We start from the raw sequence: 20,918 nt of genomic DNA on the forward strand, positions 1-20,918 counted from the left end.
TTTCAACTACGGCCGCAACGAGGTGGTCAATTTTCTTATAAGCAGCGCCATGTTCTGGCTGGATAAATATCATATTGACGGCCTCAGGCTGCCAAGGAGCGACTGGTGCTCAGCCGGGGCGATTATCACTGGCAGCATGAACCGGCCTGGTACGCTGTCAAAAAGACCGGCAAGGGCCATTGGGCCGGCGATCGCAAGCAAACGACGCTGTGGCAGATCCCGAGCAAGGATCAGGATGCCAAGACGGTACACGGGACACAGAAACCCGTCGAGTGTATGCGCCGCCCAATCCTGAACAACTCCAGTCCGGGCCAGGCTGTCTACGAGCCGTTTATGGTATCAGGCACGACGCTGATCGCAGCCGAGACCACGGGCCGTGTCTGTTACGGCATCGAGTTGGACCCGGCCTATGTCGATGTGGCGGTCGAGCGGTGGCAGGCTTTTACGGGCCAAGCGGCAGTGCTTGAAGTTGACGGGACGGCCTTCTCGGAGTTCCAGGCTGAACGCAAGCGCCCGAGTGACGCGGCTTGACCTAGTCTAGGATGATGTCGCTGGTGGAGGCTGCGGCAAATGAAACCTCCGGCTATGCCGAAGATATCTTCAGCAACGAAATCGATGACATTCGCCACCAAATCCCGCGCAAACCCTATCGTCAGTTGGAATTGGCCAAAGCACGATCGGACCTGTTTGAGCCGCTCGGATCTTCACAAGGTCTCACATCGCAGGTGAAGGAATAACCTATACCGCGAATCGTTGTGATTATTTTGGGTGATGTAGGATTGCGTTCAACTTTCTTGCGTAGACGGGCAATCTGGTTGTCGATTGTGCGATCCATCGGGGCATAGGAGTTCCCCTTCGTCAGATCCATCAACTGTTCGCGCGACAACACGCGTTTGGGCCGCATCAGAAATGCAATAAGAAGCTTGAATTCACCGCTTGTCATCTCAACCCATTTGCCGTCCCGATCAAGCAGTTTCATCTCATCGGGAATGGCCCGCATCCCGTCAAACTCCCAGCAAACGGTCGCCGCTGCAACCTTCGGCGGTAGCACAATGCCGGGCGAGCGACGCAGGACGCATTTGACGCGGGCCAGAACCTCTCGCAGGTGAAAGGGCTTGGTAATATAGTCATCGGCACCTATTTCGAGGCCCACGACACGGTCGATCACATCATCCTTTGCCGTCACCATGATGATCGGAACGGTCGAGGTGTTCCGGATCGTCTTTGCGACGTCCAGTCCATCATCGGTGCCAAGGTTCAGATCAAGTGTCACCAAATCGACCGGGCCAGCCGCAAGTGCCGCAAGCACAGTCTTCTTGTCATGCGCTTCGCGCACCTTGCTACACTCACCTTCGAAGCAGCGTCGCAGCAGATTTCGGATCTTGGGGTCGTCGTCGACGACTAGAATTACAGCATTTTTCATGAAGCGCCCCCGCTCATGTGTCAAAATGGTATTTAGTTAGTCGCTATGTCTATTTGAAGCATAATTTAGGCAGCGTTACAAATTGATACAAACCGATACCGTGCAACCGGTGCGGACGATACAACCAAAGCACAGTTTCCTGTTCACCGCAATGAAAGGACGCTGCCATGTACGTTACTGCCTCGCTGCACGCGAATGACGACCTACGCTCAACACCTTCTCGCCCTTCAATTGTCCGCAACAGAACGGTCACGATCAGACCCGGAAAACACCTGTTTCTGGAAGGTGACCCCGCCGAGCGAATCTATGAGGTGGCCAGCGGCGTATTACGCCTGACCCGTATGATGGAAGACGGGCGCCGCCAGGTGATCGCTTTTGGCTATCCAGGCGACACTGTCGGATTTCCCAGCAACGGGATGTATAATACAAACTGCGATCCACTGGTGCCCACAACGTTGATCGTCCACCGCCGCAGCGATCTGGAATCGTTTAAAGGGAATTCCGAACTGCACCAGCGCCTGTTGCGTGCCGCCCTGCGCGAGATCAGCGCGATGCAGGATCACTTCATGATGTTGGGCCGCAAATCCTCGGTTGAAAAGCTGGCCTCGTTTCTGCGCGTACTCACTGCACGGGTGGGCGAACCACTTGGCGAGTTTGACCAAGTCAAACTTCCAATGACACGCGCCGATATCGCCGATTTTCTTGGACTGACGACGGAAACAGTCAGCCGCACGTTCACCCAGTTGCGCAAATCCCAGATCATCGCGATCGACCACGTCAATACCGTGATCATACTCAAGCCAATTGCATTGCGCTGCATCGCGGATGGTGACGACGACACCTGAAGACTTTCCCCTGTGACTGCCGAGGCTGTTGTAATTTTCGACAACGCCTCGGCATTTTTTGTCAGTCGTCGATAGGTTCTTGCATATCGATATCCAAGGCAGGGTCAGGATCGGTGATAAAGGTCGACAGCAAAGCTGCCGTAATCGCACCCACGCCCAGCAGCACAAGCGTGTAATTCACAACCCAGCCCACGAACGGAATGAAGTTGAGGATGCCCACCACCAAGATGGCAAGCGCGATCACGCCCAGTTTCAAAGCCATGGACGGGTCTTCGGGGCCGTTGAACGCCACCAGAACGCGTCGGGCCAGCGCATAGGTCGCAAGCAAATAGCCCAAGGTCCAAGCCACAATGATCAACAGCACCGCAAAGGGCACGAAAGGGATACCGACAATTGTGAGCGCCGTCACCGGGACCATCCCAAAGAGTGCCGACAACCCGATCACCCCAAGCACAAAGGTCTGTAACGGCTGACGGGTCACACGCTTGCGCATCTTCTCCACCCGGGGGCCTGCAAATGTCAGCGAAATGGCAGCCACGACCAGCAGGAATATCGCCGCGACAATGAACGTCGAAAACAGCGACAGCCAAACCGGCAGCATCGGCATGTCGACCGCATCCCAACTGCGATCGAACTCGCGCCACATGTCACCACGGTCGAACTCCTCGTATGTGATACGGTCCGCCGGTATAACGCGGCTGGGCACAGATTGTTCGTCCGGCGTCGTCAGGGTCAGCCGACCACCAATCTGTGCCTCGGACCCGAATGTCACTGTTTCGGCAGCGATCCATGCATCACCCGACACAGGCGCATTCAAATGCACACTGCTCCCAAAGGCAGTGACCGCCCCTGACACCGGCCCTTCGATGATCAAAGAACGGCCAAAGAACCGCAAGTTGCCGCTGGTGACCGCATCAACGGTACTGCGCACGCTGAAACCGGCGGCTGTAATGTCTTCTCCCACGGGCGCGTCGATCCGCACCGAACTGCCCGCCGCATAGACATCACCGCCGGTCTGCGTGCCGATATCTACATTGTAACCGGCGATGTGGGTGTCGCCGCTCGTGGTGCCCGATGTGGTGACAACGCTGCCTGCGGCAAAGACATCACCTGTCGCCGACAGGGATTGCGTCACTGTATCCCCTGCCAGATATGTGTCGCCGCCATGGGTTCGGCTGACCTGCTCTGACATGGCTGGCAGGGCTGACAAGGCGAAGGCAGTCACGGTCGAAATCAACAAGCGTTTCATAATGGGCTCCTCATGAAGATCCGGGTCTTGGCGACTTGGTACGACACACTGCGCACTTGATGATTGAGCAATGTCAAAATGCGCTGCCCGGTTTCGGGCTAGTGCTTTGGTACGCATGCACGCGTTGCAAAGCAGGAAAATTGAGATGCATACAATCCTCCCCTCGAACCTGACCAACGGCAGTGAACCGCAACCTTTCTTCGAACAGCTCCAGCAAGAACTGGAGCGTCTGTTTGACCGGCTTCGCGGTTATCCGCGGGTCTGGGGGGCTGATGCGCGCCAAATCGGAGAAAAACCATGACCCTGCGCACCATACTGGTCTATTTGAGCAGTACATCGACAGCGAAAAACCTGTTGCAGTCAGCGGCTGTTCTTGCCCGACGCGACAACGCCCATCTGATCGGGCTCTATGTCAAGGAATCCTTGGTCGTATATCCCGGCATCGCAATGCACATCCCCGAACTGGATTTCGCAAGCTTCACCGCCAGCCAAAGGGCCCATGCCGCAGAGCTTAAGGCGATCTTTGACGCGCAGATGAATGCTGAGGATTTCCCAAGTGAATGGCGTAAAGTCGGCAGCGAGACCGGATTTCCGTCCGACAGCGTCGTCGCTTCTGCCCGCGGTGTCGACCTCGTGGTGATGGCACAGGAAGACGGCGGCGATGGCCGTAATTTGACGCATGACGTACAAGAGCGGGTCATCAAGGAGTGCGGTCGTCCGGTGCTTATCATTCCACGCGGCTATACGGCAGAAAACCTTGGTGAGGCCATCCTGCTGGGATGGAGCGAAACGCGCGAAGCAACCCGCGCTGCACATGATATGATCCATGTGGCCAGCCCGCAGGCCAAGGTCCGCATCCTGCGGGTCGGCCCTCCACCAAGCAATACGCTGGCGGATTTTGCAGCAAATGATCTGGCGGCCGCCTTGGCCCGTCACGGACCCAGTGTAGACGTCATGCACCGCGACAAGAATGATGAAACGGTGCCCGATATACTGGGTCATGAAGCCTTTGAAATGGGTGCTGACATCATCGCAACCGGGGCCTTTGGTCATTCGCGCACTTATGATTTCGTCATCGGTGCCGCCACCCGATCGCTTCTAAGCGACGCCAAGCTGCCGGTACTCTTTTCTAAATAGGACGCACTGTTGATAGACTAAACAGGAGCCGACGATGTCCAACGCGCTGGAACAACTGGCCAAGCGGACCCGCGAACTTGAAAAGGCGCTGGAAACCGAGCTTGCCGAAAAGCGCAAAGCGCTGCGCTACCGGCTTGAACGCAAGCGTGTGGTCTTTGAAGCAGATGTCGCCGCCCGCCATCGCGCTGCCCGCATCAGCCTAACCCGTTTCCTCGCCAGAACACGGCTTTCGATCGTGCTGACCGCACCGGTCATCTATGCGCTGATCGTGCCCTTGGTGCTGCTGGATATCTGTGTCGTGATCTATCAGGCCATTTGTTTTCCGGTGTACCGGATCGCCAAAGTGCCACGGCAAGATTTCATCGTGATCGACCGTCAGCAACTGGTCTACCTTAACGGATTGCAGAAGCTGAACTGCGTCTATTGTGGCTATGCCAACGGGATGATCGGCTGGGTCCGCGAGATCGCCTCGGTGTCAGAGGCGTACTGGTGTCCCATCAAGCATGCACGTCACGTGTCAGAACCGCACCTGCGATACCACGGATTTGCCGATTTTGGCGATGAAAGCGTGCTTGAGAAGCAACTCGAAGACCAGCGCAGCAAGTTAGAAAACACTCCTTCGGAGTAGGGTCATCCATGCAAGTCATATGCATCAGGACGCGTCCCGACATCTGCCCAGATAGGCAAGTGATCCGAAGCACATTTTGCCAAAGCGCCCTGATCGACGCCAGCATCATCCAGTGTCAGGTCGTGCGACAGCGCCACGCGGTCAAGGGCGGCAATCGGGCGGGCGGCGTGAAAACTACGGCCGGGGCTATGCAGCGCAAATCGCCCCTTGAGCGGTTCAAACCCGCGGGTCTTGGCCCATTCATTCATGTCACCGATCATCACGACATTGTCTGTGTCCTCGGTTCGCGCGGCCAGAACATCCAGTTGCAGGCGGCGCGAACTGCGCAAAAGGCCCAGATGCACCCCGATCACCGTGGGCCCGTCCACCAATGTCACCGCGACCGCACCACGCGGCTCCATACCCGGCAAGGGGATGCGGGCGAAACTTTTCACAGCGACTCCGCGCCGCACAAGCACAGCGTTGCCATGCCAGCCAAGACTGACATCATTTGTAGCCAACGGCACCATTTCGAAATCAGTCGCACGGGCGATCAGGTCCTTGGGCAGGGACGTCGGACGATCACCCATCCGGCGGTCGGCCTCTTGCAATGTGATCACGTCAGCATCAAGGCCGTTGATCACGTCGATCACCCGCCCCGGATCACGGCGGCCATCAAGGCCACGGGCCTTGCGGATGTTATAGCTCGCAATGCGATGCGAGCGGTTCTTGATTGGTGTCTGCATGGAACCGATGTAAGGTCGGACTGCCTGCAATTACAGGGGCGCTGACCAGTGTTTTCGCATTTCGAGGGACACGGCTACTTCGTTTACGGCCTCTGGGCTTTGCTGTTGCTGTCAGCGATTGCCGCCGCCTTTGAAGCGCGGTGGCCACTCAGTTTCGTGGCACTCGCAACATTGGCATTGGCGCTGGCACCCGTTATTCTTGCACGTCGTTTCGACATTACACTTCCGGTTCCCTTCGTGGCTGCGATTACACTTTTCGTGATAGCCTCTATCTTCATGGGCGAGGCATTCGAATTCTATGAACGGGTCTGGTGGTGGGACATTGCCTTGCACGCATCATCGGCGATCGGGTTCGGGCTCTTGGGGTTCGTCTTTGTCCTGATGATGTTCAAGGGTGACAGGTTCGCGGCCCCACCCTGGGCAATGTGCCTGATGGCGTTCGGACTTGCAGTGACGGTTGGGTCATGTTGGGAGATTTTCGAGTTTGCGATGGACCAAGTGTTCTCGTTGAATATGCAAAAATCAGGGTTGCAGGATACGATGGGCGATCTGATCGTCAACGTGATGGGTGCGGCATTCGCAAGTTGGCTGGGCTATGTCTATCTGCGTGCCAAGGATCCGTCATTCTGGACCTGGCCCATCAACCGGTTTGTGGCCCTGAACAAACGGTTGTTTCGCAAGCATCGGTAGCGGCGATACCGTTAGCGCATGTCGGACTCCAAGCGCATTTTCTACCCTTGTATCAGCGCCAGCTTGCGCGCCAGCGCGTCGCGCTCCTCGATCAGGTCCAGCACCAAAGCAACGCCAGCCACATTCAACCCAAGATCGCGCATCAGGCGTGCGGCTTTGCGGGCGCGGGCGATGTGCGGCGGCGTGAATTCCCATTCCGGTGCAATGGGCGTGACGGGGGTGACCACACCATGGTCGACCAATGCAACCAGCCAATCAGCGGTGGTATCGCAAAACATAGTCAGCTCCGAAAGCGTCAGCGTTTCGACGACATCAGTACGCGAACTGCGGTGTTCGGCTTTTTTCATAGCATTATACTCCTAGCTTAGACCGGGGATTGAACGATTGCGTGCGGGCAAGTTGCTGATACAGATCGCGTGCCTCGGCTGACAATTTCGGTGGGTTTACGATTTGCAAAATCGCATAGAGATCGCCATTTCGCGCCGCTGGCATGCCCCGCCCCCGCAAGCGCAGCTTCTGGCCCTGACGCGCGTTGGCAGGGATATTAAGGTCGACCGGTCCTGTCGGAGTGGGCATCTTGACCTTGCCGCCCAGCGCGGCCTCCCAGGGGGTGACCGGCAAGGTCACGTAAAGGTCGCGCCCTTCGATATTGTAGACAGGGTGGGGCTGAAAGGCGACCTCGATCAAAAGATCGCCGCCCGCATCGCCCTGCCCGCGCAACCGCAGTTGCTGACCGGGCAGCACGCCTTTGGGAATGGACAAATCAACACGGCGGGTCTGCATCGTCACATGGCCTGTTGCGTCGATTGTCGGCGATTGCAGGGTCAGTGTTTTCTTGGCACCGGTGAATGCGTCTTCCAGGGCAATCTCGACCACCGCATGTTGGTCGCGCTTCATTCTGCCCCCGCCGCCGAAACGCTGACCAAAGAAATCGCGGAACATATCCCCTTCCAGGTCACTCTCATCAAAGCCAAAGCCACCCTGCCGGCCTGTGTCCCGGCGTTGGTCGGCCTCGGGCCGTGGTTGATCCCAATCCGCGCCGTAACGATCATAAGCTGCGCGTTTTTCAGGGTCGCGCAACACGTCATAGGCCGCGCTCGCCGCCTTGAATTTTGCATCCGCCTCTAGGTCGGTGTTCACATCAGGATGATATTTTCGGGCCATCTTGCGATAGGCTCGCTTGATGTCATCTGCGGATGCATCCTTTGGCACGCCAAGTGCCTGATACAGTGATGTGTCGGTCACAGCTTCATCTCGCTCATCTTTCAATGACAGTGACACGAGGAGCCTTTGACACAATTGACCAATCTCAATTGATACGCGCAAATCAGGGTTAGGCTACACCTTGAACAAACAAGAGGCGCATCATGAAGAACTATACATTCCTAGCTTTGCAGGGTCCGGACGGCACGACTGCGGAACTCGCCCCACTGACCGAAGCGGCCACAAACCACAGCGGGCGGTTGAGCGTGCTTCACTTGGGACCCGTTCCGATCATGCCCTACACGATGATGACCTCGCCCTATGGTGCCCCAGCGATACCCGAGGGTTGGATCAGCCAGCGCCGCGAAATGGCGGAAATGCTGGCCGAGAAGCAAAGCAAGACCCGCGAGTATCTCAAGCGCGAGGGACTGACCGGCGAAGTCAGCACAATCTGCATCGAACCCGCCGCATTCCATGACATGGTCGCGGTGCGCGCAATCTTTGCCGACGTGAGTGTCGTCCTGAACAGCCTTCGCAAAGACAAGACGGTGTTTGACAATGTGGTTTACGGGCTTCTGTTCGAAGCACCCGGCCCGGTCATTCTCAACACAGAGGCGGACACCAAGGCGCTGGCCCCCGAGAATGTCTTTGTCGCATGGAACAACAGCTTGCCGGCGATCCGCGCCGTCCGTGCGGCACTTCCGCTTCTGAAAGCCGCAAAAGAAGTGACCATTGCCTGCTTTGATGCTGATTCCACGCAATACGCCGACGGCGAAAGCCCGGGGTCTGATCTGGCGACATGGCTGAGCCACCACGGATGCAAGATCACGGTGCAGGAATATAATACAGGTCACCACAGCGTCGCGGAAGCAATGCGTGCCCGCGCCCATGAACAAACCGCCAATCTGATTGTGATGGGGGCTTATGGCCGGTCCCGTTGGAACGAGCGGTTTTTTGGCGGCACGACTGAAACAATGACCCAGCAACAGGACTTTCCCATTCTTCTGAACCATTAGGGGGATGACAGGCCCGGGCACAGATCAGACGCCAATGCCGCATCTGGGACGGCGCGGCGGGCCTTCTCTCGTTGGGCCGTATCCATTCGCCTCAAGAGAGCAAAGCAATCAGGCTCTCGTAATACCGGGACATAGCGTTTGGACCTCTTCAAGCGGTACCTTTGCCCCGGACATGTCTAGTACAGTTCGCGCCTGTCCTTCTCTGACGACAACATAGACAGGCTGCTTGGTGCAAAGGGCCGCAACGCACGCGCCTTTGTATAGGCGCCCGTCAACGGCCTGACGTGAGACGATGACAACCGTGTAGGGTCCGGTCACGACAGGATCTGATAGAACATACTTCATCGGTCAGGCCTCATCATGCGCCAGCCAAATCTGGCAAAAGGCCAAATCAGACCGAACAGGGTAAAACGAAACTGCAACAAGGCCGTGCCGCGCAGACAGGCTTCGGCAAAGTTCGGGCGGACTAAAAAACGCGATCCCCCCGCATAGATCAACGGGGTCAATTTCCCGTAAAGCTGACCTGTTTCCGCAGGATCACCCAGCCCGAATTCGGCATCGACATGCCAGCTTTCGATCTCGAAGGCATGGATCAGACGCTTCAGCAGATCGGTCACATCATTTAGCGGCAACCGGCGCAAACGTAGCCCGCGATTACGGCGATCCCTATGGCGGTGCTTGGCGCATGCCTTTGGCTTGCTATGCGTCTTGCGGGCACTGTCATAGACACGGATTGCGGGAAAGACCCCGCCAAACGGACGCAGAAGGACGATCGCGTGTTTGGCGGGGTCACTCTGCCAGCGGCATCGGACGTGGATCGGCAGGGCTACCACCAAAATAACCCCTGCCACCACCACCACGCCAAGCCACAACAGAATCTGCCAGACCATGTCAGGTCACTTTTTCTGATCCGCCGGCCTGCTTGTCGATCGCATGGGCGGCAGCGTCACCAAGTACTTCGGTCAGACCCGATATCGCACCCTTGATCGCTTCGACGCGGGCGCCTTTCTGGTCAAAGATGATCGCACCGATGGGCTTGATCCCACCGCCGCCGCCAGTCCCGCCACCGTTGCCGGATTTGGCACCCTGCGTGCCACCCGCTCCGAACCCGAAACCATAGCTGACAATCGGGATTACGGTTGATCCATCTTTTTCAATCGGGTCACCCAATACGTTTTTCGCATTCAGAAGCCGGTCAAGCTCTTCTACCGTGTTCCTGAGCAACTGTTCTACATCGGTCATTCTTTCCTCCTGTGACAGGCTTCAGGTTCAGGATTTGGTCTTGATGCCGAGCAGCCTGTAGAACGGGCAGACCCCGAAAATAGCTGTCAGCGCCAGAATACCCCCTACCGCCATCAGCAGGTAGGCAACCGTCGTATTCGCGCCCATGCCAAATAAATTCAGCAGCGGAGCCACGATCAAAGCGACACCGATCACCAATCTCAAGGCGCGATCTATCGTTCCCATATTTACATTCATTCCCGGTCTCCTTTGCAGGCACATCATGGGCGCGTAGCCCAAAGATACTGTGCCAAGGATATCCTACGCCAACGGCCCGCTATTGATTTTGGTCAATGCAATTCGCTTGCTGCCCTGCCAAAATCCGCCCATCGCTTCGCATTCCGGCTAAAAAGGGCATCCGACGTGCCAGAGATCATCTTCCGTACCCGGGGCATAACCAAGGTCTACGGAACCGGTGACGTCAAAGTCTATGCCCTCGCAGGTGTCGATCTGGAGCTTTACGCCGGTGAAATGGCGGTGCTGCTCGGGCCGTCCGGAAGCGGCAAGTCGACCCTGCTCAACATCCTTGGCGGACTGGATCATGCCAGCTCCGGCAGGGTCTGGTTCCGCGACACCGAGTTGACAGACATGCCCGACCGTGCGCTGACCCGCTTTCGGCGCGATCATGTTGGATTTGTATTTCAATTCTACAATCTGGTCCCCAGCCTGACGGCGCGTGAAAACGTGCAACTGGTGACGGACGTAGCGCCCAACCCGATGCCCCCCGAAGAGGCGCTGGAGCAGGTCGGTCTGACCGACCGGATGGACCACTTTCCATCCCAGATGTCGGGGGGCGAACAGCAACGCGTCGCTATCGCCCGCGCTATCGCCAAAAGGCCCGAAATCCTGCTGTGTGACGAACCGACCGGTGCCTTGGACAGCACGACCGGCGGTCAGGTGCTGGAGGTGCTGAAAGATATCAACGAACGGTTCGGCACCACGACGGTGATCATCACCCACAATGCCGATATCCGGCGCATGGCGCATCGGGTGATCCAGTTTCAGGATGGCAGGATCAGCAGCGTGTCCACCAACGACGAACGTCTTGACCCAGCCAAGATCGTCTGGTGATGCAGGCGCTGGACCGCAAACTCTTGCGTGATTTCGCGCGCTTGTGGAAACAGGCGCTGGCCATCGCGATGGTGCTGGCCTGCGGTGTCGCTGTCCTGTTGACGGGTCTGGGCATGTACACAGCCCTGTCAGAGACGCGCGAAACCTATTACGAACGCAACCGCTTTGCGGACGTTTTCGTTACCGTCAACCGCGCGCCCGATAGACTGGCAGCGGAACTGGCCGCGATTGACGGGGTCTGGGCGGTGGAAACACGCACCACCGGCAATTCCGTGCTTGATGTGCCGGACAATCCGCGCAGCGTCACAGGCCGTATTCTGTCGCTTCCCATCGACGGCCCGCCACGCTTGAACGTGCCAGTCGTCACGACAGGGCGGTTACCCGACCCGACTTCGACCGCAGAGGTTATGGTCAACGCAAATTTCGCCGTGGCCAATGAACTCGCACACGGCGATGTTTTCTCTGCCAATCTCAACGGCCAGAAACGGCAGTTGACGATCACCGGCACTGCGCAGTCACCGGAATTCATCTACACCATCGGTCCCGGTGCGCTGATGCCCGATAACGCCACCTTCGGGATTATCTGGATGCCACAGCCTGCCGTTGCGGCCGCCTTTGACATGACCGGGGCCTTCAACGATATGTCGCTCAAGCTGACCGCAGGCGCATCGCGCGAAGCGGTCATTGCCGATGTTGATCGCCTGCTCGATCCTTACGGCAGCCTAGGCGCCTACGGGCGTGACCTGCACCCGTCCGACAGCTTTATCGACGCCGAGATCGCGCAGTTGCGCAACATGGCATCCATCCTGCCGCCGATTTTTTTCGGTATTTCGGCATTTCTGGTCAGCATGGTCATGGGGCGGATCATCATGCTGGAACGCAGCCAGATCGGGCTTCTCAAGGCAGTGGGATATTCCAACCTTGAGGTTTGCCTGCACTATCTGATGCTGGCAGGGTTGATTGCGGTTGTCGGCGTCGGGATCGGATGGGGTGTGGGCAGTTGGCTCGCGCGGCTGATGGCTCATCAATATGCCCTGTATTTCGATTTCCCCTTCCTGATTTTCCGTACCTCGCCTTGGGTCTATGCTGTGTCGGGTATCGCAGCCCTGCTGACCACGACGCTGGGCGCCGCACAGGCGGCGATCAAGGCCATGCGGCTGGCACCGGCCATCGCAATGCTGCCCCCCGCCCCGCCACGGTTCAAGCGATCACTGGTGGACCGTGCCATGACCGCCATGCGGCTGAGCCAGCCAACGGTCATGATCATGCGCAGCCTGTTTCGCTGGCCGGTGCGCAGTGCGCTGACGATGCTGGGTTTGGCGCTTGCCGTCTCGATGATCGTCGCGCCCTCGTTTTTCAGTTATGCGTTGGACAAGATCGTGGACAGCGCGTTTTACGACAGCAACCGTCAGGACGCCATGCTGGTCTTTTCGCATGACATGCCACCGAGCGTGCTGTCTACCGCTGCCGCCTTGCCTGCCGTGCTGCAAGCCGAAGGGCAGCAGTTCCATCCGGTGATCCTGCGCAGCGGCTTCCACGAAAAACGCACGACGATTCAGGCCAGTCCGCCCGGCGCGGACCTGTCCCGCCTGATCGACAGTAGCGGTGTCGCGCACGATGTTCCGCCCGGCGGCGTGGTGCTGACGGAGCGGCTTGCCATGCATCTCGACGTCGGGATTGGCGATCCCGTCGAAGCCGAATTTCTGGAAGGACGCAGGGAATCCCATATGCTCACAGTTACCGGCACGATCGCGCAGTATTTCGGGCTGGGTGCCTATATGGATCTTGATCACGTCAACAGTCTGCTACGCCAGTCATCGCGAATTTCGCTGGTCAATGTCTCGCTTGACGATGCAGAGGTCATGAACCTGCATGAAAGGCTCAAGGATATTCCCAATCTGGTCGGCATCGTGATGATGACCGACACGCGACGCTCCTTTTCGGATACCATCGAGCAAAGCATCGGTGTGATGAACCTTGTCTACATCATCATCGCGCTGGTGATCACGATCGGCGTCACCTACAACGGCGCACGCATACAGCTATCCGAGCGGGCACGTGAACTGGCAAGCCTGCGTATTTTGGGCTTCACCCGTGCCGAGGTGTCTTACATCCTGATCGGGGAAACCCTGTTGCTGTCGCTGCTGGCGCAGCCCCTAGGCTGGTGGATCGGCGCACAGATTGCCACTGCGATGGCAAACAGTTTTTCCAGCGACCTTTATAGTATGCCAGTCGTGCTGCACCCCGCCATCTTTGCCCGAGCCAGTTTTTTCGTGCTGCTTGCCAGCTTTGCCTCGGTGATGCTGGTGCGGCGCAGGCTGGACAAACAGAACCTCGTTTCTGTCATGAAAGTAAGGGAGTAAGTCATGTCCGTGAAACCACGCACAATCGCTCTGGTCGGGCTTGGTGCCGCACTCATGCTCGGTCTGGGCTATGTTGCCTTTCGACAGGACCCGATCCCAGTTGACCTGCACACGGTCACGCGCGGCCCGCTGGAGGTGACGATAAACGCCGATGGCGTCACCCGGATCAAGGATATCTACGATATTGCCAGCCCGATCACGGGCACGGCAATGCGCTCTCCCGTTCAAGTGGGCGACCCTGTCGTCGCCGGTGAAACCGTCGTTGCCATCGTGCGGCCTGCGACCCCTGCCCTTTTGGACAGCCGCTCCCTGCAACAGGCCCAAGCGACTGTCGCCGAGGCCGAAGCAGCCTTGCATGTCGCCGAAACAAATCTGGCGCAGGCCACCGAAGAACGCGATCTGGCGCGGTCGCACTACGAACGGACCCGGAAGTTGTTGGAGCGCGATGTCGTATCGTTGTCCCAGTTGGAAGACGCGCTGCAACATCTTGCCATCACGCAAAGTGCCGTCGAAGCGGCAGAGGCGCGCATCGACATGGCACAAAGCACGCTGAACCGCGCCCAAACCATGCTGCAAACTCCGCAATCGCAAGCCGAGGTCGATTTAAGCTGCTGCCTCGAGATCAGATCGCCCACGGATGGGGTCGTGCTGAGCATTGCGGAAACCAGCGAACGGCCCGTGGTTACGGGCGCGCCGCTCTTGCGGCTTGGTGATCCGGCCGAGCTGGAAATTGTCGCCGATCTTTTGTCGAGCGATGCGGTGCGCCTGCAACCGGGTGCTTCTGCCGTCGTTGAACGCTGGGGCGGGCCCAACCCGCTTGAAGCGACACTGACCAGCATAGCCCCAGCGGCACAGACCAAAGTATCGGCCTTGGGGATCGAAGAACAACGGCTGGACGCCATTTTCGACATTACAACCCCGCAAGATCAACGTGCAGGGCTGGGTGACGGCTTTGCCGTCTTTCTGCGTATCACCGAATGGCGCACCGAAGACGCGTTGCAGGTGCCGCTGAGTGCGCTGTTCAAACGCAGCGGCAACTGGGCCGTCTTTGCTGCGGCTGATGGCATTGCCACGGAACAGATCCTGCGGATCGGACGACAAGGCGTACAATTTGCCGAAGTCCTCGACGGGCTGAAGGAAGGCGACATGGTCGTGACCCACCCCAATGACCAGCTCGCCTCTGGAGGTGCCATCGCAGACCGCAGCACATTGCAGTAAGCGGCGTCGGGGCTTTGACGTAACCTTACGGCCTGTGATGCTTGGGGTTGCAGATAAGCACGCATCGCAGCTTCGACCCAGTCTTGCCAGATCGTAAATCCCGCCGCGAAGCCACTCTTCTGCGCCAAGTCGCGATAGCACTTCTGCTCTACAATCCATGCTTCAAGAGAAGCCTTCGCCTCAATGGCTTCCAACAGTACCTCCTGTGGGAACTGGCGCAGCTTGCTCGTGCTGTGTTTGCAGGCTGAGAGAAGGCGCAGCCCATAACGCTTCTGCCTAAAAAGACGTCACAAGCAAAGCTATCCGCACAATACTTAATCAACGATGGAAGCTGCCCCACCTTACGCGTGGAAAGACTGCCTTTCAGTTGGGAAATATGAGCAATCTCCGGGCGATCTCTAAAATTCTGGAGCCGACGATTAACCTTCCGCTTCCATCCGATTTTGCAAGTAAGCACCCTGCTCAGCCACGCGCCTTGGGCGAAGGGCGGTTGACTGTTTCTTGTAGCAAGACCGGGAAAACGCAGGTGCAGGCGCTGCGTCATGCCGGATCGACAAAGCTGGTTTTTCCGCAGTCCCATAAGGCCGCACTCGAAGCCATCGTGGTCAACACCGCAGGCGGGATCACTGGTGGCGATACCTTCAGCTTGCACGCGACAGCGCAAAGCGGCACCTCCCTGACCCTCACGACACAAGCAGCCGAACGGGCCTATCGTGCCCAAACCGGAGAGGTCGGTCGCGTCACGACAAAACTGGTCGTTGATGCTGAAGCCTGCCTCAACTGGCTACCACAAGAGCTGATCCTTTTTGATCACTGCGCCTTGCGGAGAAATCTGGACATCGACCTGGTCAATGGTTCGCGTTTCCTTTTGGTGGAACCGATTGTGTTCGGCCGCACGGCCATGAACGAAGAACTCCGCGACATTCGGTTTTACGACCGCATCGGGATCACCCGCAATCAAAAGCCTCTTTATCTTGATGGCATGGACATGATGGGCGATGCAGTTTCTCATATGGGGCGTGCAGCCATTGGCAATGGTGCCAAAGCGATGGCCAGTCTGGTCTTGGTTGCCGACGATGCTGCGTCATATCTGGCCACTGTGCGCGCAATGCTCCCGCCGACCGCAGGTGCAAGCATGATCGCCGAGGATGTCTTGGTAGTCAGGCATCTTGCGTGTGACAGCTTTATCCTCCGGCGTGATCTAATCCCGATATTGAACCACCTGACACACAATTCCCTGCCCATTTCATGGAGGCTTTGACCCATGCAACTCACCCCGCGTGAAAAAGACAAACTGCTGATTGCGATGGCTGCAGAGGTAGCGCGCAAGCGGCTGGCCCGTGGTGTCAAGCTGAACCACCCCGAAGCGATTGCGCTGATCACAGATACCGTTGTCGAGGGTGCGCGCGATGGCCGGTCGGTCGCGGATATGATGGAAGCAGGCGGTGAGGTGATCACCCGCGATCAATGCATGGATGGCATCGCAGAGATGATCCACGAGGTACAGGTCGAGGCCACGTTCCCCGACGGCACCAAACTTGTCACCGTTCACAACCCGATCAGATAGGAGTTCGTCATATGATCCCCGGAGAACTCTTTCCTGCGACAGGCAATTTGACGCTGAATACGGATGCCAAAGCGATCACGGTCATGGTGGCAAACACCGGCGACCGGCCCGTGCAGGTGGGCAGCCATTACCATTTTGCCGAAACCAACCCCGCGCTCGATTTCGACCGCAACGCCGCACGCGGGATGCGCCTTGATATCGCCTCTGGTACAGCCGTTCGGTTTGAACCGGGCCAACGCCGCGAAGTGCAACTGATCCCGATCGGTGGCGCGCGTCGCATCTTTGGCTTTAATCAACAGATCATGGGAGACCTGTAAGATGCCCCGCGAGATTTCACGCGCCCATTATGCGGCGATGTACGGCCCGACAGCCGGCGACAAGCTGCGTCTGGCCGACACCGATCTGGTCATCGAGGTAGAGCGCGACCTGACCACCTATGGCGAAGAGGTGAAATTCGGCGGTGGCAAGGTGATCCGCGACGGCATGGGACAATCCCAAGTCACCCGCGCGGGCGGTGCCGTGGATACGGTCATCACCAATGCGCTGATCGTCGATCACTCGGGCATCTATAAAGCTGATGTCGCCCTCAAGGACGGTTTGATCCACGCCATCGGCAAGGCAGGCAACCCCGACACTCAGTCCGGCGTCGATATCATCGTCGGCCCCGGCACCGAAGTGATCGCTGGCGAGGGCCGCATTCTGACCGCAGGCGGCATGGACAGCCATATTCACTTTATCTGCCCACAACAGATGGAGGATTCACTGCATTCCGGAGTGACCACCTGTTTTGGCGGGGGCACAGGCCCGGCGCATGGCACATTGGCCACGACCTGCACACCGGGGCCGTGGCATATCGGGCGGATGTTGCAATCTTTCGACGGTATCCCGATGAATATCGGCCTGTCCGGAAAGGGCAACGCGAGCCGACCAGAGGCCTTGGTTGAAATGGTGAACGGCGGAGCCTGCTCTCTGAAACTGCACGAGGATTGGGGCACCACGCCCGCCGCCATCGACTGTTGCCTGTCCGTGGCTGACGACATGGATGTGCAGGTGATGATCCACACCGACACACTGAACGAATCCGGCTTTGTCGAACATACAGTCGCGGCTATGAAAGGTCGTACGATCCACGCATTCCACACCGAGGGCGCGGGCGGCGGGCACGCACCGGACATCATCAAGATTTGCGGGACCTCCAATGTCCTGCCGTCATCCACCAACCCGACACGGCCTTTCACGGTGAACACGCTGGAAGAGCATCTCGATATGCTGATGGTCTGCCATCACCTTGATAAGTCGATCCCGGAAGACATCGCCTTCGCCGAAAGCCGGATCCGGCGCGAAACAATTGCCGCCGAGGATATCCTGCACGACATGGGTGCGTTCTCGATCATCGCGTCTGACAGTCAGGCGATGGGCCGTGTGGGCGAGGTGATCATCCGCACCTGGCAGACGGCCGACAAGATGAAAAAGCAACGCGGTCGCTTGAACGAGGAAACCGGCGAAAACGACAACATGCGCGTGCGGCGCTATATCGCGAAATACACGATCAACCCCGCAATTGCCCAAGGTGTGGGCCATGTTCTGGGCGATATCAGCGTCGGTAAACGGGCAGATCTGGCGCTGTGGTCCCCCGCGTTCTTTGGCGTAAAACCGGAAATAGTCCTGATGGGCGGCACAATTGTCGTTGCGCAAATGGGTGATCCGAATGCCTCCATCCCGACACCCCAGCCGGTCTACAGCCGGCCCATGTTTGGTGCCTATGGTACCTCTCTGACCAATTCATCGGTCAGTTTTGTTTCCGGCGCGGCGCAGGCGGCGGGACTACGCGACACATTGGGACTGGCCAAGCAGACCGTCGCGATCAAGAACACCCGCAAGATCAGCAAAGCCGATATGGTGCTCAATAGCGCGCTGCCCAAAATCGAGGTGCATCCTGAAACCTATGAGGTGCGCGCCGATGGTGTGCTGCTGACCTGTGAACCCGCCGAGGTCCTACCGATGGCGCAACGCTATTTCATGTTCTGAGGCCCCCTGAATGAAACCGCTTCCCATTGCCCAAACCGTCCGGCGTACCGGCACATGGTCCGGACAGGCCGAAATCTGCGCGCTTGACTATGCCGCGCGCTTCTTGCGGCGCAAACGGCTTCAGACCGCTGCCGGAACAGTCTTTATTATCGATCTGGCGCAGACAATATCGCTTGATCATGGGGATGCTCTGGAACTGAACGATGGCACATTGGTTGAAATCGCGGCTGCCGATGAAGCGCTTTACAAGGTGGTCGGACCTGATCTTGTGCGTCTGGCATGGCACATCGGCAACCGGCATACCCCGTGCCAAATCTGTGCAGACCACCTGTTGATTCAGGCGGACCCTGTTATTGGGCATATGCTGGAACATCTTGGCGCGAACGTCACAGCGATCACGGCCCCCTTCACCCCCGAAGGCGGAGCCTACGGCCATGGCCGGACCCACAGCCATGAACATGTGGCAACCGCCCATGACCACTGACCGCGATATCCTGACGCTGGCGCAGTGGCTCTCGCCTGCCTATCCCGTGGGTGCATTCGCCTATTCACATGGGCTGGAGGCTGCCATTCAATCAGGTGGGATCGCATCTGGCGCTGACCTTTCACAGTGGCTTGCCGATATCATTCGCCACGGTAGTGGGCGCAATGATTGTATCCTGCTGCGGGCAGCTTACGCCTGTGGTGATCAAGAGGCGTTGGTCACCTTAAATGACACTGCTCTTGCATTTGCTGCATCATCAGAGCGCCAGTTGGAGCAGACATTGCAAGGGGCTGCCTTTTGCAGGACAACAGCCGCAATCTGGGGCGGGACTGATAAAGCCTATGTCTATCCCGTCGCGGTCGGCGCAGCGGCAGCAAGGCTGGGGATTGACGCATCACTGACCGCGGCGATGTATCTGCATGCGGTCACAAGCAATCTGATTTCCGCCGCTATGCGATTGATGCCGCTGGGCCAAACCGAAGGGCAGACGATCCTTGCCGCATTGACCCTGCTTTGCGATGAAACCGCAAAAGCAACGGAAGCAACCACATCGGACGACCTGCAAAGCACCGCTTTCATGGCCGATATTGCCGCGATGCGTCACGAAACACTGCAACCAAGGATATTCCGCACATGACCGCGATGAATGGCCCCCTGCGCGTCGGGATCGGCGGGCCGGTCGGCGCTGGTAAAACCACGCTGACTGCCGCGCTTGCCAAGGCCCTGCACCCCACATATTCAATCGGGGTGATCACCAACGACATTTACACCCAAGAAGATGCCGAAGCACTCATGCGGATGCAGATCCTGCCGCAAGACCGTATTATCGGGGTCGAAACCGGCGGATGCCCGCACACCGCGATCCGCGAAGACGCCTCGATCAATCTGGCCGCAGTTGCCGAAATGCAGGCACGCCATGATGATCTGGAACTGATTTTGATCGAAAGCGGCGGCGACAACCTGTCGGCGACCTTCAGCCCCGAACTGGCGGACATTACAATCTACGTGATTGACGTGGCCGCAGGCGAGGAAATCCCGCGCAAAGGCGGCCCTGCCATAACGCGGTCTGATTTGCTGGTAATCAACAAGACCGATTTGGCGCCGCACGTAGGTGCGTCATTGGACGTGATGAAACGGGACAGCACCCGCGTTCGTGGCGAACGGCCTTTTGTGTTTTGCGCACTCAAACATAGCGAAGGGGTTGAAAGCGTCGTCCAATTCGTGAAGGAAATGGGTGGCCTGCAGTAAGCGCAAGATTTCAACAATTATTGCCTTTATCGGCCGTCAAGCTGGACGAGCCCTGCTCTTGCAGCCATACGACCGCAACTGGTTGGGCCGTCTTGGAATGACCTTGCAAGGTTGTATCGCATCAGCAGATTTGCTTTGCGCAGGCTCTTTCGACACGACCGCAGAAATGAAAGCCGCTACATCGAATTCGCTTTCGCTCGCAGCACGCGCAAGCGCTTTCTTGAGGGCGCGGTTTGACAGAGCAGTTGTCAACTGCGCCGCCAGTGTGCGCCGCAACTCTCCATCTGACTCGGTAGTCTTGTGGTCTGCCTCCCAGTGTTGAGCGTCAGAAAGCTCAAACCCGGCCTCTTCCAAAAACAAGCGGACAATCGGCGGGGCTGCCGTCACGACATCTGTCGTGTGCGGATCGCGAAAATAAGCAACGACGGTATTGGACCTTGCCTGACCTTGACTGGTCAGACCTTTTTTACCGCCTAATCCTGTCGAACAGGCGGTACTGTTTACTGAATACATCTCAAAATCGTAACGCAACACGGTTTTCACCAACTCTAACAACGCCTACCTCTGAACCTAGCAAATGCGGCAGCAATGAGCAAAGAAATTGTCTTAATTCAGACATCTTTTCGGCAAAAATAGGGAGACCGGGCCACACTGCGCACAGGAGATCAACAAATTAAGGCCCCAACCTAGGCGGAACCAAGGGTATTCCGCAGCACAATTTGCGTTTTCAGTTCAGTTGGCA

25 protein-coding genes and 1 pseudogene are annotated in these 20,918 nt (G+C 57.8%); 17 read left to right on the forward strand and 9 right to left on the reverse strand.

Annotation, left to right across the window (positions count from 1 at the left end):
* Window positions 1-90 precede the first annotated feature (90 nt).
* Window positions 91-531, forward strand: a pseudogene (locus R6T97_RS09640) (DNA-methyltransferase); the annotation flags it as partial.
* A gap of 121 nt (window positions 532-652) precedes the next feature.
* Here R6T97_RS09640 and R6T97_RS09645 read toward each other — a convergent pair.
* Window positions 653-1,423 carry a response regulator gene (locus R6T97_RS09645; protein WP_410349082.1) on the reverse strand — a complete coding sequence of 257 codons (771 nt, stop codon included), beginning with the start codon at window positions 1,421-1,423 and terminating at the stop codon, window positions 653-655.
* Window positions 1,424-1,590: 167 nt separating this feature from the next.
* On the opposite strand from R6T97_RS09645, the gene R6T97_RS09650 reads away from it, so the two are divergent.
* A complete protein-coding gene (locus R6T97_RS09650) occupies window positions 1,591-2,268 on the forward strand; it encodes a helix-turn-helix domain-containing protein (protein ID WP_410349083.1) in 678 nt (225 codons plus the stop codon).
* A 61-nt stretch (window positions 2,269-2,329) separates the two neighbouring features.
* On the opposite strand, the gene R6T97_RS09655 is transcribed toward R6T97_RS09650, so the two are convergent.
* Window positions 2,330-3,517, reverse strand: a complete 1,188-nt coding sequence (locus R6T97_RS09655) for an EI24 domain-containing protein (RefSeq protein ID WP_410349084.1) — start codon at window positions 3,515-3,517, stop codon at window positions 2,330-2,332.
* Window positions 3,518-3,662: 145 nt separating this feature from the next.
* On the opposite strand from R6T97_RS09655, the gene R6T97_RS09660 reads away from it, so the two are divergent.
* From R6T97_RS09660 to R6T97_RS09670, 3 genes are read left to right on the forward strand one after another with little or no spacing between them, the layout of a single operon-like run.
* Window positions 3,663-3,818, forward strand: coding sequence for a hypothetical protein (locus R6T97_RS09660; RefSeq protein WP_410349085.1), 156 nt, complete (start codon window positions 3,663-3,665; stop codon window positions 3,816-3,818).
* Complete coding sequence (locus R6T97_RS09665) at window positions 3,815-4,654, forward strand: universal stress protein (protein ID WP_410349086.1); 840 nt, start codon at window positions 3,815-3,817, stop codon at window positions 4,652-4,654. Before R6T97_RS09660 ends, R6T97_RS09665 begins: the two co-directional genes overlap by 4 nt.
* Before the next feature lie 34 nt (window positions 4,655-4,688).
* The gene (locus R6T97_RS09670) at window positions 4,689-5,282 is read left to right on the forward strand and encodes a hypothetical protein (RefSeq protein ID WP_410349087.1); all 594 of its coding nucleotides are present in this window, start codon (window positions 4,689-4,691) and stop codon (window positions 5,280-5,282) included.
* 2 nt (window positions 5,283-5,284) lie between these two features.
* On the opposite strand, the gene R6T97_RS09675 is transcribed toward R6T97_RS09670, so the two are convergent.
* A complete protein-coding gene (locus tag R6T97_RS09675; protein WP_410349088.1) occupies window positions 5,285-6,007 on the reverse strand; it encodes an endonuclease/exonuclease/phosphatase family protein in 723 nt (240 codons plus the stop codon).
* 48 nt (window positions 6,008-6,055) lie between these two features.
* Between R6T97_RS09675 and R6T97_RS09680 the strand changes: the two genes are divergently transcribed.
* Entirely contained in the window at window positions 6,056-6,697 is a 642-nt protein-coding gene (locus R6T97_RS09680; protein ID WP_410349089.1) for a hypothetical protein, read from the forward strand.
* Between the two features lie 41 nt (window positions 6,698-6,738).
* Here the strand turns inward: R6T97_RS09680 and R6T97_RS09685 are convergent, their stop codons facing one another.
* Entirely contained in the window at window positions 6,739-7,044 is a 306-nt protein-coding gene (locus tag R6T97_RS09685) for a chaperone modulator CbpM (protein ID WP_410349090.1), read from the reverse strand.
* 4 nt (window positions 7,045-7,048) lie between these two features.
* Window positions 7,049-7,942, reverse strand: a complete 894-nt coding sequence (locus tag R6T97_RS09690; protein ID WP_410349091.1) for a DnaJ C-terminal domain-containing protein — start codon at window positions 7,940-7,942, stop codon at window positions 7,049-7,051.
* Window positions 7,943-8,064: 122 nt separating this feature from the next.
* On the opposite strand from R6T97_RS09690, the gene R6T97_RS09695 reads away from it, so the two are divergent.
* Entirely contained in the window at window positions 8,065-8,916 is an 852-nt protein-coding gene (locus tag R6T97_RS09695; protein WP_410349092.1) for a universal stress protein, read from the forward strand.
* Between the two features lie 341 nt (window positions 8,917-9,257).
* Here the strand turns inward: R6T97_RS09695 and R6T97_RS09700 are convergent, their stop codons facing one another.
* From R6T97_RS09700 to R6T97_RS09710, 3 genes are read right to left on the reverse strand one after another with little or no spacing between them, the layout of a single operon-like run.
* Window positions 9,258-9,806: a DUF2953 domain-containing protein gene (locus R6T97_RS09700; protein WP_410349093.1), complete on the reverse strand. Its 549-nt coding sequence runs from the start codon at window positions 9,804-9,806 to the stop codon at window positions 9,258-9,260.
* Between the two features lies 1 nt (window position 9,807).
* On the reverse strand, window positions 9,808-10,158 hold the full coding sequence (locus R6T97_RS09705) for a GerW family sporulation protein (RefSeq protein WP_410349094.1): 351 nt from the start codon (window positions 10,156-10,158) through the stop codon (window positions 9,808-9,810).
* 27 nt (window positions 10,159-10,185) lie between these two features.
* Window positions 10,186-10,395, reverse strand: a complete 210-nt coding sequence (locus tag R6T97_RS09710) for a DUF2892 domain-containing protein (RefSeq protein WP_410349095.1) — start codon at window positions 10,393-10,395, stop codon at window positions 10,186-10,188.
* A 165-nt stretch (window positions 10,396-10,560) separates the two neighbouring features.
* Here R6T97_RS09710 and R6T97_RS09715 point away from each other — a divergent pair, with 165 nt between their 5' ends.
* The 10 genes from R6T97_RS09715 to ureG all read left to right on the forward strand — a co-directional run bounded on the left by R6T97_RS09715 (window position 10,561) and on the right by ureG (window position 20,176).
* The gene (locus R6T97_RS09715; protein WP_410349096.1) at window positions 10,561-11,268 is read left to right on the forward strand and encodes an ABC transporter ATP-binding protein; all 708 of its coding nucleotides are present in this window, start codon (window positions 10,561-10,563) and stop codon (window positions 11,266-11,268) included.
* The gene (locus tag R6T97_RS09720) at window positions 11,268-13,631 is read left to right on the forward strand and encodes an ABC transporter permease (protein WP_410349106.1); all 2,364 of its coding nucleotides are present in this window, start codon (window positions 11,268-11,270) and stop codon (window positions 13,629-13,631) included. The genes R6T97_RS09715 and R6T97_RS09720 overlap by 1 nt, the downstream gene beginning before the upstream one ends.
* A gap of 3 nt (window positions 13,632-13,634) precedes the next feature.
* Window positions 13,635-14,849, forward strand: coding sequence for an efflux RND transporter periplasmic adaptor subunit (locus tag R6T97_RS09725; protein WP_410349097.1), 1,215 nt, complete (start codon window positions 13,635-13,637; stop codon window positions 14,847-14,849).
* Between the two features lie 376 nt (window positions 14,850-15,225).
* Entirely contained in the window at window positions 15,226-16,110 is an 885-nt protein-coding gene (locus R6T97_RS09730; RefSeq protein ID WP_410349098.1) for an urease accessory protein UreD, read from the forward strand.
* A gap of 3 nt (window positions 16,111-16,113) precedes the next feature.
* Entirely contained in the window at window positions 16,114-16,416 is a 303-nt protein-coding gene (locus tag R6T97_RS09735; protein WP_410349099.1) for an urease subunit gamma, read from the forward strand.
* A gap of 11 nt (window positions 16,417-16,427) precedes the next feature.
* Window positions 16,428-16,733 (forward strand): urease subunit beta, encoded by a 306-nt coding sequence (locus R6T97_RS09740; RefSeq protein ID WP_410349100.1) that lies wholly within the window; start codon window positions 16,428-16,430, stop codon window positions 16,731-16,733.
* Between the two features lies 1 nt (window position 16,734).
* A complete protein-coding gene (gene ureC, locus R6T97_RS09745) occupies window positions 16,735-18,444 on the forward strand; it encodes an urease subunit alpha (RefSeq protein WP_410349101.1) in 1,710 nt (569 codons plus the stop codon).
* A gap of 10 nt (window positions 18,445-18,454) precedes the next feature.
* A complete protein-coding gene (locus tag R6T97_RS09750; RefSeq protein ID WP_410349102.1) occupies window positions 18,455-18,928 on the forward strand; it encodes an urease accessory protein UreE in 474 nt (157 codons plus the stop codon).
* Entirely contained in the window at window positions 18,879-19,565 is a 687-nt protein-coding gene (locus R6T97_RS09755; protein ID WP_410349103.1) for an urease accessory protein UreF, read from the forward strand. Before R6T97_RS09750 ends, R6T97_RS09755 begins: the two co-directional genes overlap by 50 nt.
* Window positions 19,562-20,176, forward strand: coding sequence for an urease accessory protein UreG (gene ureG / locus R6T97_RS09760; protein ID WP_410349104.1), 615 nt, complete (start codon window positions 19,562-19,564; stop codon window positions 20,174-20,176). The genes R6T97_RS09755 and ureG overlap by 4 nt, the downstream gene beginning before the upstream one ends.
* A gap of 36 nt (window positions 20,177-20,212) precedes the next feature.
* Here the strand turns inward: ureG and R6T97_RS09765 are convergent, their stop codons facing one another.
* Complete coding sequence (locus tag R6T97_RS09765; protein WP_410349105.1) at window positions 20,213-20,710, reverse strand: hypothetical protein; 498 nt, start codon at window positions 20,708-20,710, stop codon at window positions 20,213-20,215.
* Window positions 20,711-20,918 lie beyond the last annotated feature (208 nt).

Source organism: Yoonia sp. (assembly GCF_046498525.1).
Lineage (GTDB): Bacteria > Pseudomonadota > Alphaproteobacteria > Rhodobacterales > Rhodobacteraceae > Yoonia.